General features: G+C 42.1%; 13 protein-coding genes and 1 riboswitch. Of the genes, 5 read left to right on the plus strand and 8 right to left on the minus strand.

Annotated elements, in window-relative coordinates:
* Positions 1–7: 7 nt before the first annotated feature.
* The 5 genes from cobG to RMY27_RS08395 all read right to left on the minus strand — a co-directional run bounded on the left by cobG (position 8) and on the right by RMY27_RS08395 (position 7,027).
* A complete protein-coding gene (cobG, locus tag RMY27_RS08375) occupies positions 8–1,693 on the minus strand; it encodes a precorrin-3B synthase (RefSeq protein ID WP_322662145.1) in 1,686 nt (561 codons plus the stop codon).
* A gap of 49 nt (positions 1,694–1,742) precedes the next feature.
* A riboswitch (cobalamin riboswitch) is annotated at positions 1,743–1,852 on the minus strand.
* Between the two features lie 326 nt (positions 1,853–2,178).
* On the minus strand, positions 2,179–3,546 hold the full coding sequence (locus RMY27_RS08380; protein ID WP_322662147.1) for an LLM class flavin-dependent oxidoreductase: 1,368 nt from the start codon (positions 3,544–3,546) through the stop codon (positions 2,179–2,181).
* Positions 3,547–3,736: 190 nt separating this feature from the next.
* Entirely contained in the window at positions 3,737–4,873 is a 1,137-nt protein-coding gene (gene ssuD, locus RMY27_RS08385; RefSeq protein ID WP_322662149.1) for an FMNH2-dependent alkanesulfonate monooxygenase, read from the minus strand.
* 17 nt (positions 4,874–4,890) lie between these two features.
* Positions 4,891–5,937, minus strand: coding sequence for a sulfonate ABC transporter substrate-binding protein (locus RMY27_RS08390; RefSeq protein WP_322662150.1), 1,047 nt, complete (start codon positions 5,935–5,937; stop codon positions 4,891–4,893).
* A gap of 334 nt (positions 5,938–6,271) precedes the next feature.
* A complete protein-coding gene (locus tag RMY27_RS08395; RefSeq protein WP_322662152.1) occupies positions 6,272–7,027 on the minus strand; it encodes a dienelactone hydrolase family protein in 756 nt (251 codons plus the stop codon).
* 149 nt (positions 7,028–7,176) lie between these two features.
* On the opposite strand from RMY27_RS08395, the gene RMY27_RS08400 reads away from it, so the two are divergent.
* Both RMY27_RS08400 and RMY27_RS08405 read left to right on the plus strand, forming a co-directional pair.
* Positions 7,177–7,605 (plus strand): GNAT family acetyltransferase, encoded by a 429-nt coding sequence (locus RMY27_RS08400; protein ID WP_322662154.1) that lies wholly within the window; start codon positions 7,177–7,179, stop codon positions 7,603–7,605.
* Between the two features lie 71 nt (positions 7,606–7,676).
* Positions 7,677–8,117: a VOC family protein gene (locus RMY27_RS08405; protein WP_322662156.1), complete on the plus strand. Its 441-nt coding sequence runs from the start codon at positions 7,677–7,679 to the stop codon at positions 8,115–8,117.
* Positions 8,118–8,358: 241 nt separating this feature from the next.
* Here RMY27_RS08405 and RMY27_RS08410 read toward each other — a convergent pair whose 3' ends face one another.
* Entirely contained in the window at positions 8,359–8,844 is a 486-nt protein-coding gene (locus tag RMY27_RS08410; protein WP_322662158.1) for a molybdenum cofactor biosynthesis protein MoaE, read from the minus strand.
* Positions 8,845–9,056: 212 nt separating this feature from the next.
* On the opposite strand from RMY27_RS08410, the gene RMY27_RS08415 reads away from it, so the two are divergent.
* Positions 9,057–9,266, plus strand: coding sequence for a hypothetical protein (locus tag RMY27_RS08415; RefSeq protein ID WP_322662160.1), 210 nt, complete (start codon positions 9,057–9,059; stop codon positions 9,264–9,266).
* Here RMY27_RS08415 and RMY27_RS08420 read toward each other — a convergent pair.
* Positions 9,263–9,679 carry a KTSC domain-containing protein gene (locus RMY27_RS08420; protein ID WP_322662161.1) on the minus strand — a complete coding sequence of 139 codons (417 nt, stop codon included), beginning with the start codon at positions 9,677–9,679 and terminating at the stop codon, positions 9,263–9,265. The genes RMY27_RS08415 and RMY27_RS08420 overlap by 4 nt on opposite strands.
* 514 nt (positions 9,680–10,193) lie before the next feature.
* Between RMY27_RS08420 and RMY27_RS08425 the strand changes: the two genes are divergently transcribed.
* Together RMY27_RS08425 and RMY27_RS08430 are read left to right on the plus strand one after the other, a co-directional pair.
* On the plus strand, positions 10,194–10,586 hold the full coding sequence (locus tag RMY27_RS08425) for a hypothetical protein (RefSeq protein WP_322662163.1): 393 nt from the start codon (positions 10,194–10,196) through the stop codon (positions 10,584–10,586).
* Between the two features lie 247 nt (positions 10,587–10,833).
* The gene (locus RMY27_RS08430) at positions 10,834–11,778 is read left to right on the plus strand and encodes a tetratricopeptide repeat protein (RefSeq protein ID WP_322662165.1); all 945 of its coding nucleotides are present in this window, start codon (positions 10,834–10,836) and stop codon (positions 11,776–11,778) included.
* 40 nt (positions 11,779–11,818) lie between these two features.
* Here RMY27_RS08430 and RMY27_RS08435 read toward each other — a convergent pair whose 3' ends face one another.
* On the minus strand, positions 11,819–12,394 hold the full coding sequence (locus RMY27_RS08435; RefSeq protein ID WP_322662167.1) for a DUF411 domain-containing protein: 576 nt from the start codon (positions 12,392–12,394) through the stop codon (positions 11,819–11,821).
* Positions 12,395–12,569 lie beyond the last annotated feature (175 nt).

The raw sequence follows: 12,569 nt of genomic DNA on the forward strand, positions 1-12,569 counted from the left end.
AACAGGCTCAGATTGCCGACTTCTCTAAAAAGGTGGCAATTTTGTTGTTCGCAATTGATTGAGGGATTATATTAAATAATTGCTGTAATTGTTCCAGTGCAAATCGATTAGCAAATTCTCCAAAGGACTCATCAGAATTTAAGCGTTGAATTTTATATACATATAGCATCCGCTCTATTAATGCAGGTAGTTCGGCAAAAGTTACATATTGATATAGTTCGCGTCCGAATTTCTGCTTGCTGTCACCAACATAAACGTGATAGCCTTCCACAGTTCTATTTTCAGCCTCAATGCTGACGCCAAGGAAAGTAATATCACTTTTGCTATGCTGGGCACAAGATTTTTCGCAGCCAGTAAAGTGGATATTAACTGGATAATCGAGAGTAACGCGAGTTTCAAGATACTCTGCCAATGCCAACGCATGACTTTTAGTGTCTGTGGCAGAAGCGGCGCAACCTTTTTTTCCAGAACAGGCAACTAATCCACCCTTGATGTTGTTTGCAGAGGAATCTAATCCTAATAAAGCAATTTCACCTTGGACATCAGCAACCCATTGCTGAGGAATATCTGTAAGAAGCAAATTTTGCCAAGGGGTTAGCCTGAGAGTTCCACTGCCGTATTTTGCTGCTAAATCTGCTAAACCCCGCATCTGTCTACTTTGCAATCGGCCCAAGGGCAAGACAACACCAATGTAAAATAAGCCTTGCTGACGTTGGGGATGGATGCCAATATGCTGATATTTTTCCCCTTTGCCTTCCTCTACAGTGTACACACAAGTCGAATTACCCCCCATAATCCCCCCATGCATTGGGGGGAAACTAGAAATACAGTTCCCTCCCCTTTCCAAGGGGAGGGTTAGGGAGGGGTAAAACTTACGCTTAAACTCTGATGAGTGAACTGTTTCAGACTTGTGTGTACACCGTAGCTTGCCTTGGTCGGAGAGTACGTCTTTTCTTATTTCACTGCATAAAAGAGAAAAAGGTAAACGCTGTTCAACTTCTTGGAGATAATTTTCACAACCCAAACTATTCAATAACTCTCTTAGACGTAGCCGCCGCTTACTCGTAGTATGACTATAAGCTAGATAGACATCCGCTAAAGCTGCTAAGACGGGCAAACAGTCCTCTGGTGATAACAAAATTCCCGTATCGCTGGGGGGTTGACTTTTCTCGCCAACACTGAGATAGAGACGAAAGTAAACATTATCGTTAAGTAAGACAGCTGCAAAGGCGATATCATTCAAGCGATCGCACACCCGAATTATCCCACCACCATCAAAGCAAACGCTAAATTTTGCCGACAGTCCCGAAAGCGCCGGATGTGCTGCAATATAATCATCCCAACCTTGGACAAAAGGGCGAGTGTCGATTAATTCTTGAGGATCGATACCAGCAGTTGGACTGGTCATAATATTGCGGATTTGGTCTACAACAGTATTGCCAGAACCCAATCCCATATTTTGGAGGTACTTCAGAACCTCAGCATTTATCCCCGTGCGGATTTCACGAACTTGCAGGTTAGCTCGGTTAGTCACATCTATATAACCGCCACCGTGCTGTTCTGCTATATCTGCGATCGCACGGCACTGCTGACTACTAATAATTCCACCTGGTATTCTAACGCGAGATAATATACCATCGGCGGCGGGAGTAGCATAAAACAAGCCAGGACAAGTGGCAAATCTAGAAACCAATACTTATAACTCCTTCCCCGTGCAACGCAGGGAGTAGACGGTGAGTGTGTCTTGAGGACATCCTGAGAGTTGGCATTCTGACTTGGGTCATCCCATTACAGCTGCGGCACAGTCCCGGAATTTCACCGGAGTTTCCCAACTCCCAGCTTTAGTAATTTAGATTTTGTTTAGGCTATAGATTTAAACCAGACATCATCCAGATAATTATTTTACATTACTATTGCGATAAATTTTACCTGAGCTTATCCACTGCCGATCAAAAGATATAGTTCTTGAAGCTAATAGACCTCTTGCAAAAGTGCTTTTTGCAAGAGAGGGGAAAAGGGGAAGGGGGAAGGGGGAAAGGTTTGTTATTTTCCCTTTCCCCTTTAACCTTTACCCTTTTCCCGACTTTTGCCAAGAAGTCTAATCTATAAATTAAATTTAGTTATGGCTCAGGCAGGAATGCTTGAGCCTTTTTGCTGCAAAACTTGCTTTAGAAAAAGTTAGGCGATCGCCGCTTCACGAGTAGCAACTTTGCTAAACTGATTTACTGGACGAGGTAAACCAAGATTTTCCCGCAGGGTTTGTGCTTCATACTCTGTACGGAACAGACCGCGACGTTGCAATTCAGGAATTACCAAGTCTACAAACTCATCCAATCCTCCGGGCAACCAGGGCGGCATAATATTAAAGCCATCTGCCCCGCCATTGACAAACCAATCTTCTAGCTGGTCGGCAATTTGTTCTGGTGTGCCTAGAATCTGACGATGCCCACGCGCTCCAGCTATCCATAAATACAGTTGTCGAATCGTTAAATTCTCTCTCTTGGCTAGGTCAGTCAGAAGTTGCTGACGGCTTTTACCCCCGTTAGTCTCTGGTAACTCCGGCAACGGCCCGTCCAATGGATAGCCAGATAGGTCAAATCCACCGATCATTGAGCCAAGCAAATTTAAGCCGACCACCGGATCGATCAACTCCTGAATTCGATCGAATTTGTCCTTAGCTTCTTGCTCAGTTTTACCGATAACTGGGAATACACCTGGCATAATCTTAAGATGGTCAGGTGAGCGCCCGTATTGAGCCAGTCTCCCCTTCACATCTGTATAAAATGCCTGAGCTTCTGCCAAGGTCTGTTGGGCAGTGAAAATTACCTCCGCCGTTTGTGCAGCTAGCTCCTTACCATCCTCGGAAGATCCAGCTTGAATGATCACCGGATAACCTTGGATGGGACGCGCCACATTCAGCGGGCCGCGTACTGAAAAATGTTCGCCTTTGTGGTTGGGAACGTGCAGTTTATTTGGATCGAAGTAAATACCCGATTCCTTATCATGTAAGAAGGCGTCGTCCTCCCAACTATCCCAGAGTTTCGTGACTACATCCACAAACTCTTTGGCACGCTGATAACGTAGGGTATGCTCCATGTGCTTTTCCCGATTGAAATTCAACGCTTCAGCTTCGGTAGCAGAAGTTACGAGATTCCAACCGGCACGGCCACCGCTAAGATAATCTAATGATGCAAATTTGCGGGCAAGATGATAAGGCTCGTTGTAGGTGGTTGATACTGTGGCCGTCAAACCGATGTTTTCCGTCACCACAGACAAAGCCGACAACAGGGTAAGAGGTTCAAAGTGGACGAGTTTACCATTCCGGCTCAAAAGTTCGGCGCTTTGATTGCGATCGCGCACAGCCACACCATCTGCAAAGAAGATCATGTCAAATTTGCCGCGTTCTGCTGTCTGTGCCAGCTTTTTATAATGCTGAAAGTTCAAACCAGCATTAGCTTGGGCTTCGGGGTGTCGCCATGACGCTACGTGATGACCAGTGCTGGGCAAGAATGCACCGAGTCTAAGTTGAGGTTTTTTCGTACTCATGCTTTTTTCTGTAAAATCGTTGTGTTTTTAAATGCAGAGGCACGCAAAGTTAAGCCAGTGCGTTGCGCGGGTTCCCCGCGTTGTAGCAACTGGCGTAGCGCAGAGGAACGCAGAGTTTTGCCGAATTTATGCAATGTTGTACTGGGGTGTTATGAGTTAAATCACGCTAGTTTTTTGAATTTTGAATTACTTAAACAGGCTGGGGTTTGAGTAAATCTGTTTTGGTAACAAATTCACTAAATGTACTTGCAACCTGCTGTGGTAATGCGATGCCTGGAGTTTGCACTGGTAAGCGAGGAAAGAGTAATTCTGCAACTCTATAGGCTTCTTCCAGATGGGGATACCCTGAGAAAACGAAGGTATCAATTCCTAAATCGGCATATTCCAGCATTCGCGCTGCAACTGTGTCTGGATCTCCGACTAAGGCAGTCCCAGCACCTCCACGCACTAAGCCAACACCAGCCCATAAGTTGGGGCTAATTTCTAGGTTTTTGCGATTACCCTTATGCAGTTGAGCCATCCGGCGTTGTCCTTCTGATTCCGATTGAGCAAACCGCTGATGTGCAGTTGCTATGGTTTCATCATCCACATACTGAATCAGTTCATTGGCCGCATCCCAAGCTTTTTGCGTAGTTTCGCGGACTATAACGTGCATCCGAATCCCAAAGCGGACTGTTCTACCTTGTTCTGCTGCTAATCGCCGTACTTTTGTAATCTTTTGGGCAACTTGATCTGGTGGTTCACCCCAACTTAAATACACATCAATGTGTTTGGCAGCAACTTGGAGCGCCGCATCTGAAGAACCGCCAAAATATAAGGTGGGATAAGGCTTTTGTACGGGAGGAAATTGGAGTTTAGCGCCTTGAACTTGCAAATGGCGACCACTATAGGTTACTTCTTCACCTTGCATGAGCGATCGCCAAATTGTCAAAAACTCATCTGTAAGTTCATAACGCTGATCGTGATCTAAGAAAATCCCATCTTTAGCAAGTTCTTTTGTGTCGCCGCCAGTGACAACATTCAGAATAATTCGACCATTAGAAATCTGGTCAAAAGTAGCAGCCATTCTAACTGCCAAAGAAGGCGACATAATTGCCGGACGAAAGGCTACAAGAAACCGTAAGCGTTCCGTAACTGAAATTAATGAAGTAGCGACAATCCAAGTATCTTGTTTTTGTCCGGTACCAATCAACATCCCGCCATAGCCCAATTTATCAACAGCTTGGGCGATTTGCTGCATATAGGGATAAGTGGCTGGTCGCCTGCCGATTGTACTACCTAAATAACGCTCATCTCCCTGTGTCGGCAAATACCAAAAAACTTCCATTTTCTTATCTCCTGGCGCTATTTCTGGCTAATGGTTTCCGGTGTTATAGCTGCATATTGTTCGCTAGTCAGCATCGCTTCCTTAATATTGATGGGTTTAGGAATCACTTTTTCTTTGGCAAATAAATCTGCAATTTTCTGTTGTTTTTCCATAATTTCAGGCGTAATGGGTCTTATACCGTAAGTTCGCCTTCCAACCATTGTTGTTAAAATATCTTCATCAATTTTGAGATGAGGAATAGTCAGTTTTACAACTTCCGATCGGTTTTTTTCAGCCCATTGCCCTGTGTTATCTATCTCCTCAAGAACTAATCGCACTAATTTCGGATTTTCTGTGGCAAATTTTCGCGCCGCCATGTAATATCCGCCCTGAGTAGAAATGCCACTAGCATCTCGCAAAACACGAGCATTTGCTTTTTTTTGGGCCACGGCTAAATAAGGGTCCCAAGTTACCCAAGCATCTATTTTGCCTTGAATAAAAGCATCACGAGCTTCTGAAGGAGGGAGGCTAATAGCTTGAATATCATTATATTTTAAACCAGCCTCTTCTAAAGCTTTTATTAATAAATAATGGGAAGCAGAACCCTTTTGAAAAACTACTTTTTTCCCTTTGAGATCGGCTAAAGTGCGAATCTGTGAATTATTTTGAACGATAATTCCGCTTCCTTTACCAGTACTGGGTTTATTACTAGCAACATAAACTAAAGATGTGCCAGCCGCTTGGGCAAATATCGGCGGAGTCTCGCCTACAGAGCCAATATCAACCCTGCCCACATTCATCGCTTCCATCAGTTGTGGCCCGGCGGCAAATTGCGCCCATTCCACGGAAATACCTAAAGGCTTGAGACGTTTTTCGATCAATCCTTTAAGTCTGAAAATATCCCCAGAACTTTGATATCCCATTCGGACAACTTTGGTTTTCAAACCAGTGGTTTGATTTGCTGAATTTGGGGTTTGGACTGAGCAACTGATTAAGGTTGTTGAGATTGTTAATAATCCAGGTAAAAGGAATAGTGAAAAACGTTGGAAAATCTTAACTTGTGGTTGTTTGAAGGCGGAAATCATGGACGTGATACTTTGTTTTTTATTTGCTTTTGGATTTATTTGGCTATGCCTATGCTCAGTCGTAGAGGCGCATATCTCATAGGTGTCAACTTAAGTTAAAAGCTTTGTCAAATCTCGTTTCCAGCCTCTGGGCTGGAAATGCACTTCAATTGGGCTGCTGCCGCCAGCAAGGGAGGCGGAGCCTCATTGACAGCATTCCCGGTCAAAGCAGGGGAACGAGACAAACGAGACAATATCTAAAAGCTTTTTCTCGGTTGGCTTTCACGTTAAGTTAACACCAATGCACACAGATAGATGTGCGCCTCTAGTGTTGTATTGCTTCTAACTTAAAAATTTAAACTTTTTGAAGCTGAAGGTTTTTTTGGAACAGTTCTTGAACATTTTTCCAAGCATCGGCGGCAGCTTCGGCATTGTAGCTGGCGCGATGATTGCAGAAAAAGCCATGCCCTGCACCGGGATAACGGAAGATAGCATGAGTAATCTGATTTTTCTTCAATTCAGCCTCAATCTGTTCTGTATGTTCTAAGGGGATTCCCTGATCGTCAAGACCAAAGAAGGCGTAAATGGGCCCTTTAATCTCTGGAGTGCGGGTGATGGTTGGTTCTCCACCGCCGGGAGTTGAGTTGGGAATACCGCCACCATAGAAGGAAGCTGTAACTTTAATATCTGGTAAGGTGGCAGCTAGATAAACAACATGGCCACCAAAACAAAAACCAATAGAGCCGATCGCATCTCCTTGCACATTTGGTAAGGTTCTTAGATAAGCGATCGCAGCTTTAATATCACTCAATATTTCCTCTGCTGTTGTCTGCTCCTTATAACCCCTCCCTTGCTGGACATCTTCAGGGGTGTAGCCACCTTCAAAACCTGGGGCGGTGCGTTGAAATAACGTCGGCGCGATCGCCACATACCCCTCTTTGGCAAATTTCTCAGCAACTTCCCGAATGTGAATATTAACCCCAAAAATTTCCTGAATCACGATCACGGCTGGGAAGGTTCCCTTTTTTGCTGGTTCAGCTAAGTAAGCATCAATTTGCAAATCTCCGTTAGGGACTTTAACTTGAGCAGTGCGAATTTCTGTGTTTGTCATCTTGGGGTTAGCCTGTAATTGCTTTCAGGACACGATGTTTTATCGTAATTTTTGTGAAATACTACTTAAAATATATCAATTTGCCGTAGTTTAAAAGTAGTATTTCACAAAGAATGTGCAAAGGCAAGTCCTTTGATTTAGAGATGTAGATGAATATAAGACCATACCAAGAATCTGATGCTGAATTAGTCAGTGCTTTGTGGGATGAGGTGTTTCCTAATAACCCATCGCACAGCAGCCCAAACTTGGTAATCAGTCAGAAGCTTGCTGTACAGCCTGAGTTGTTTTTCGTTACTGAGATGAACTCTGTAATTGTAGGCACTATCATGGCAGGATATGACGGGCATCGCGGTTGGCTATACACAGTTGCGGTCAGTCCTCAGTATCAACGGCAGGGTATTGGTAGCAAGCTAGTGCAGCACGCAGAGAGGGTATTGATAGCGATGGGATGCCTCAAAATCAATCTCCAAGTTCGTGTCTCCAACGCAGAAGTAGTTGAGTTTTATAGAAAACTTGGCTATCTCATTGAAGAACGCATCAGTATGGGAAAGCTTGTCGTTGGAACAGAAAAACTTTAGAAATACGCCAGTATTACGGCAAAAGGTGATTGTAGTGTTACTAAATTTAACCCAAATTAGGAGAAAAATTTATGAAGCTTAATGCAGTTCATCATATTCAAGTAACCTATCCTCTTGAAGTGGAGGAAGCAATGCTATCTTTCTACAGCAAAGTTTTGGGACTGACTGAAATTGTCAGACCTGATGTCATGAAAAATGATTCAGGAGCGTGGTACAAGTTGGGAGATATTGAACTGCACGTAAGTAGTGAGAAAAACGCTAATAACCAAGCATCTAGACGGCATTTTTGTTTCCAAGTCGATAACTTGAACGCCTTTGAAGAACACCTAAAAGAGCATGGAATAGAAATTATTCCCGATCAACGACCACTTCCAGGATGCGTGCGGTTTTTTCTCCGAGATCCCGGTGGGAATCGTATAGAGATTGCAGAGTTTGTTAAGAGTACTTTTGCACAGCGACAAAATCGACACCACTTTTCAAATTCTCAACAACTATCAATCAATTCTCAATAAGCAGTTGATTTTGTAGTCTGAAACCCTTAGAGGTTGTTTGAAAAGTCCTCTTCTTGATAACAAAAAGTTTTAGATCCCCTAAATCCCCGTTTTTAAGGGGGATTAGGGGTGATCTAAAACTGCGTAAAGTCACAGCGAAACACTTTTTAAACAACCTCTAACAAAAAAATAGTATTACCTGTACTTGTCAAGATTTTGTCAATCTAACTCCTGAATTCTGATTTCTGAATTCTTCTTCAAATCAACAATTTTCTCCTGATGTTTCACATGCACCAATACTCACCCAGGTGCTAGAACCATCTTGCCAATGTTCTTTCTTCCATATAGGGGCATTGTGTTTGAGCGTATCAATAGCATATTGGCAAGCTTCAAAGGCCTCACTCCTATGGGGAGAACCCACAGCTACTAAAACGCTAATTTCCCCAACTTGCAAACGTCCAACGCGATGATAAATGGCGACTCGATTCACATCAGACATAGATAAGCGAATATCAGCAGCAATTTGATAAAATATCCGCAACGCCATTGGTTCATAAGCTTGATACTCTAGAGCAATCACAGGTTTACCATCGGTTTGATTGCGAACCATGCCACTCATCACAACCACAGCACCGTTGGCTGGATCGTCGGATTTGGCGTAGATTTCTTCCAGAGACAATGGTGCAAAGGTAACGGCAAAACTATCTTCGGCTCTTGGTTTAACAGCAGAGGTAAGTGTGGTTGTCATAATTGCATTGATATTATGTGGGTTTTTTCTATTGTCTCTGAAGAAAGCGTTGCTGGCCTATGTTCACTAGCTATTGTTAATGCTTTTGGGCAAAAAAGGATTTTTGAAGTTAATAAATTTTGTTGCCGAGCAGGACAGCAATCAAGGGTTAAAATTATTTTCCCATAGTCAAAGTAATTTTATCTGTTAGCAATGATGAAATTTATGCGAGTATGCGTATAGGCGCTAGAGTTGGTGCTTATATTGTCATGACAGTTGCTCATATAAGGTTTGGAATTAGCAAAGAAATATTAGATAAAAGATTGGAACCATTTTTTACCACAAAAGAATTGGGTAAAGGTTCAGGAATTGGGCTATCAACAATAATGGCAATTATTAAAGAACATGATGGTTTTATCACTGGATCAAGTATTAGTCATTAATCTGCATTATCTAGACGATCGCAGTCATATCTGCCTTTAATCTCTTGATTGAAAAAGCTGCCAATTGAGTCTGAGGAATGTAAATCTTCCCAAGTATCCTCATCTACGCCTAAGTACTGATAAACAGCTCCACTTTGAAACTCAACTTGCAAAATCTGTTCGTTGCGATCATAGCCTACAGCCATAGCCATTGATGAGACAACTGGTAGCATGACAATTGGTTCTTCTTCAAAGGGTAATGCAGTCGTTTCGGCAATTGCTTCGTTCAGTTCTTGCAATCCTTCATAAGCTTGTATCGGTGCCGGAATTTCCAAAAACTCTAGTTCGTTGCCTCGGTCGAGCAACAACTGCAAATATCCATCAGAGTGAGCGATCGCTACTAAACTGCTCAAGTCTACCTTAGATAGCTTCATTTATTTTCTACTCTCCTATTAGCGTAGTCGGGAGTGGTAAAGTTTTATGCAATATCAAGCGCTATATAGTACATTTATACTAAAAAAATACTTAGGTGTCAAGTTTTTCTCCTAAGAGAGAATTTTAGGTGTGTAGAGACGCTTTAGCAAAGCAGCACGCAGTGTTTTTCTCTGACATCCGCGGAAATACTCTTGATTAGGCTTGGGTGAATGGGCGTATTTGAGTCAGCTGCTGTAGAAATCTCTGCTTTGTGAGGGGAACTCAAGAGGCGAACTAAAAAATTGCATAAATGTTCAACTTGCCTCAGCTAAGTACTTGAAAATTTCAACCAATCTTTGTTGTGTCTGGACTCAACTGAGTCTCCGTTGCTGTTTGTATGACTCAATTAGCTCACCCTTTTGGGTGAGTCATAGATCAACCGATCAGATGACCTGACTGAAGGAAGTTGAGATTAATAATAAAGAGGACTCTATTACTAAAGAACACCAATCGCATTTTACCTAAGTATAACTTATGAAACTTGCTACCTTAATAAATTCTGCACTTATTTTGGCTTCTATTACACTTGTACCCGGAATTGCTGGCGCTCAAACAGCTACTACCAATAATAGCGAAACAATAGTTTTTAACTCTAACAATTTATCCACTAATTCGACTTCTGCGAACTACCTCCAGCCTTTAAATCTAGTCACTTTTGCTTATCAAGGAGGTCTGCAACAACATGGTATTCCTAGCGGAGAAGCGCTAGTACTTAAAACTCTAAATAGAAATATTGCTGCGAAAGATTTGGTTAAAGCTGCTGTGAATGCAAATAAATTACCATCACAAGTTTTAAACGATCAAAATTATCTAAGTGCTGTTAATTTAGAACTCAACGTATTGCCAGATTATGCAGCTGCTGATTAATTTGGTTTTTCTTATATCTTTTGAGAAAGCTAAGTTTTTCAGTATGGTATATTTGTATGCTTGTTACTAAGGATAAATAAAAGTCTTTAGTACATAGCGATCGCAGTGTATTAAAAGTATATAAGAAAGCTTGATATTGAAGAATAATTTCTAAATTTTGACATAAGTTGTATTTATCCTGTGCTAAAGCCATAGAAAATTGTATAATCGACAGCTTATCGATCAAAAATTTCCTTTTCTATAGAGAATGACAGAAGTAATACGATCCGGGGGCCTAAATAATATTCAGTCCATTGAGTTTGAAGAGCAGTGCTTAGAAAAAGCCAGAGAAACAGGCGATCGCAATGGAGAAGTCGTTTCTTTGGCAAGTTTGGGTAATGCTTACCATTCACTAGGCGAATACCACCTAGCAATTGAGTTTTATCAGCAGTGGTTAGATATAGCTAAAGAAATAGGCGATCGCTTAGAAGAAGCCAAATCTTTATCTGGGCTGGGTAACGCTTACCAATCACTGGGCAAATACCAGCGAGCGATTGAATTTTATCACCAGTGGTTGAGTATTACCAGGAAAATAGGCGATCGCACTGGGGAAGGCATTTGCTTGGGAAGTTTGGGTAATACTTATGAATACCTGGGTAAGTATGAGCAAGCGATAGAATTTTTCCAACAATGGTTGAGTATAACCAAGAAAACAGGTGATTGGACTGGGGAAGGTATTTGCCTGGGAAGTTTGGGCAATACTTATGAATCATTAGGATCTTACCAACTAGCAATTGAGTTTTACCAACAATGGTTAGGGCTGGCAAAGTTCATTAGCGATCGCAATGGTCAAAGCATGGCCTTGAGTGGATTGGGCGGTGCTTATAAGGCTTTAGGAAAGTACCAAAGGGCGTTTGAGTTTTATCACCATTCATTAGAGATCAGAAGGGATCTTAATGACCCAAATGGGGAAGCAAACGCTTGGTTTAATTTGGGTTTGGTATTAGAAAAAATCAATCGAGAATCAGAAGCGATGGATGCCTTTTGCAATGCTCGTGAAATTTATCATGCAATGGGACTCGATGCCAACCTGCAAGATTGTAACCATGCCATTGAGTTTCTTTCTCAAAATATTGCAAGCTCAACATCTGCCTTCTGGTTTAGAAGATGGTTAAGTCATTTGTCGCAGTTGATCAAAACTGGTTCTAAATAAAAAGTGCTGAGTTCCGAGTTAAAAGACCCCTTTAATTCACTCAGGACTCACCACGATACTGATTGAAAACTGCAATTGAGTTATTGCGATCGAAGGAAACCACAGAAAACGGATCTTTTCGATCCCCCATTTCCATCCCAGGAGTGCCTACAGGCATTTGAGGAACAGATAAACCAACAACATTTGGCTTTTCTTGAAGCAGACGTTTGATGTCGTCTGCGGGGACGTGTCCTTCGATAACATATCCATTAACAATTGCTGTGTGGCAAGATGACAAGTTATCCGGCACGTTGTACTTTTGTTTGACTGTTTCGATGTCAGGCGTAGAAAAATCTGTGATTTTAAAACCCTGTGCTTTTAAGTGCTTAATCCACCCGCCACAACAGTTACAATCTGGACTGTGATATACAGTGGCATTTAGCACTGTTGATTTTGATGGTGTCTGTTGCTCTTGGATGTGACTACTGCTAAAAACAGTTTGAGCATGACTCATAGGAGCAGTGCTTCCCAAGATGCTTAACACCCCTAATGTTAGAACCACTATTTGCACAGTGGCAGGCATCAAGATGGGACGTAACCATTTTTGCCAGCAATAAATCAATTGTTTGTGTGACATCTGATACTTCCTAAATACAACATTGCTTCCAAAATACTTTGCGTTTAAAAACACTACGATTTTAAATAAAAGAGATATGAGTAAAATTAAATATGTGTTATGTGTGTTATCCATAATCGAATGGCACGAAGAAAAGCGAAAATGCTTGCCAGATAGAGATTACAGCTTTTAATCA

Source organism: Nostoc sp. DedQUE09, from assembly GCF_034530915.1.
Lineage (GTDB): Bacteria > Cyanobacteriota > Cyanobacteriia > Cyanobacteriales > Nostocaceae > Nostoc.